We start from the raw sequence: 2,465 nt of genomic DNA, 5'->3' as shown, positions 1-2,465 counted from the left end.
GTTCCTCTTTTGACAAAAGATTAATTGCCTGATTTTCTACATTTGCTTGCTTTTTGGTCAATTCCTTTTACTCTTTAAAGTATCCAGGAAGCTCCTTGTAGATAATCGGTTTACTGAAACAATAAAAATCACATGCACATCTTTATTGTTACAAATTATGCCGATCTCTATTTCAGAAGTCAGCCTGTTATTGGAAAAAAGTTTTTCGTTCCCTGCACCTGTTTTTTACCTGTCTGTTTTGCTGCCGTAAAATTCCCCCCGCCCCGAAAACTTCGCCTCCTTTTCACTCCCAAAGTTTTCGCCAGATACGCATTTTATGTCACACACATGCAAGCCATCCTGACAGATGGCTTTCCGGTCAGTGGCACAGCCCCTGAAACCCCATAATATATCGGTAAATAGCGTAAAATAGAAAATCTACACCATTACTACATCATTTTTCTGATTTCTACATCATTGCTATATCAAAAAGGACAAATCTAATATCAATCCCATATCGCTAGAGCTTTCTGGAAATTTCTTCAACAAACAATAAAACTCTAAAAAGGATATTAAAAAACAAAGATTCCAAATTGGGAATCTCTGTTTTTTTATACACATCCAATTTTATATGCACACATCTATACGGGCTGCAATTCTTTTTCCAATTCTAACACTTGCTCAAGATTAAGTCCAGAATACAACGCAATTTCCTCTGAAGACAATTTCCCCGCCTCTATCATTCTTAATGCAGATCGTCTTTTTTCCTGTTCCACACCCTGCTCATATTTCTCCTGATAATTCATCTGCAAAGTCATATAATCCAACCTCCATTTCTCATTCTGAGCGGTCTCGGAAACTCTTTAAGCCCGAATTTCCGCTCTTTTTTCATGTTCTTCTTTTTTACTTTCCTCCATATCCCGGAAAACATTTTTGTTAAATTTTCAAAAAAGTATTGACATATAAGTCAAAATGTGCGGCGCGTTTGGTGACCATATATGCCAGTCACCAAACGCGCCCCTTGTAGTTAAGAAGCGTCTGTGCCACACGCACAGCACTAAACTACTAGGAGGTGCACTTTATGATCAAGCACTGGCAGTCCATGCAAGATTACAAGCGCTTTCTCAACGAATCCAAAGTCCATTTCGATTCTCTGAAAGAATCCGGCTCCATACGGAGCTTTGGAAACCATGGCAGAAGCTCCGGCTTTTCGATTCCGATAAGGCCATGGAGTTCCTTTTGCCCTTTTACTCCAACACTGGCAGGCCCGCTAAGAACCAGCCGCAAATCTTAAGGTCTTTTATCCTTTTCTTTCTTCTATTTTCAGAAGGTTTGGCCAAGCTATCCCTTACCCTTTGGGTCGACAGGCTCAAACACGACCGCCTCCTTGCCGCCCTCATCGGCTGCACTACGGATTCCCTGCCTCCCCTCGGTTCTTATTTTGACTTCATGGACAGGCTCTGGACTGCACTGCCGTGCATACCCATGCCTGCCCACGCGGGCACCACAGGGTTGGCGCACCGGAAGGCCTGCGGCATTTCCCCAACCCCGATGCTTCCTGGGGCTGGGACAGCGACCTGGAAAAATATTACTTCGGCTACACTTTGTTCCAATTATCCTGCTATAACAGTGAACTCAGGACAGATATCCCCCTGCTTCTGCGTTTTACCAGCGCAAGGCGGCATGATTCGGTCAATTTCCTTGCCGCTTTCCATGAACTGGAAAAACATATGCCGGCTGTTTCCACCTCGAATATGTGCCTGGATTCTGCAATGGACAATTCCCCCACCTACCGGATCCTTAAAAACAGGGGAATACGGGCCTTCATCGACCTGAACGACAAATGCGGCCGGCCAAAAACAATTCCTGATACCATCACCATTGACAAAGATGGGACTCCTCTATGTCAGGAAAAACTGCGCATGAAACCTAACGGTTATGACAGATCCAGCGGTTATCTCATGTGGCGCTGCCCCTATGGGAAAGAACACTGTTCCAAATGTAAAAACTCCTGCACAGATTCCAAATATGGGAGAGTCGTCAAGACCCGGCCCGAATGGGATATCCGGCTTTACACCGATGTCCCCCGCGGCACAGATGCTTATAAGAAGATCTATGACCAGCGCACCTCCACACGAAAGAAAAAAACTTCAAAAACAATCCGATGCAGATGCCAGATTATACTTGATTTGGACGAAGCGCATGGAAAGTACCCCGAAGCATGGGAGCTGGCTGGACATTGCTGAAATTGAACTGAATGTAATGACCAGACAGCGCCTTTCCCGGCATATTGCTGAAATAGACTTATTACGCAGTGAGTTGTCAATATGGGAAGCAGAAAGGAATACATCCGCGGCAAAAGTCAACTGGCATTTTCGGACAAGCGATGCCCGAATAAAACTTAGTTCGTTGTATCCTGGGTTTACTACTTCCTAACCCGGATAAACCGGAAAAGCTTATTTTGTATTTTCCCCTTTTGTGTTACT

Annotated in this window: 2 protein-coding genes and 1 pseudogene; 2 read left to right on the top strand and 1 reads right to left on the bottom strand. The window is 44.3% G+C overall.

What is annotated here, in order from left to right; translation table 11 throughout:
* Positions 1 to 620: 620 nt before the first annotated feature.
* Positions 621 to 797: a hypothetical protein gene (locus E5329_RS28865; RefSeq protein ID WP_275443877.1), complete on the bottom strand. Its 177-nt coding sequence runs from the start codon at positions 795 to 797 to the stop codon at positions 621 to 623.
* Between the two features lie 657 nt (positions 798 to 1,454).
* On the opposite strand from E5329_RS28865, the gene E5329_RS31405 reads away from it, so the two are divergent.
* Together E5329_RS31405 and E5329_RS31400 are read left to right on the top strand one after the other, a co-directional pair.
* Positions 1,455 to 2,225 carry a hypothetical protein gene (locus E5329_RS31405; RefSeq protein WP_275443876.1) on the top strand — a complete coding sequence of 257 codons (771 nt, stop codon included), beginning with the start codon at positions 1,455 to 1,457 and terminating at the stop codon, positions 2,223 to 2,225.
* Positions 2,191 to 2,415 (top strand): annotated as a pseudogene (locus E5329_RS31400) (IS630 family transposase); the annotation flags it as partial. The gene E5329_RS31405 and the pseudogene E5329_RS31400, both read left to right, overlap by 35 nt.
* Positions 2,416 to 2,465 lie beyond the last annotated feature (50 nt).

The sequence above is a fragment of the Petralouisia muris genome, assembly GCF_004793545.1.
Lineage (GTDB): Bacteria > Bacillota > Clostridia > Lachnospirales > Lachnospiraceae > Petralouisia > Petralouisia muris.
The sequence above is the reverse complement of the archived record's forward strand: the minus strand, read 5'-3'. Positions and strand labels throughout refer to the sequence as shown.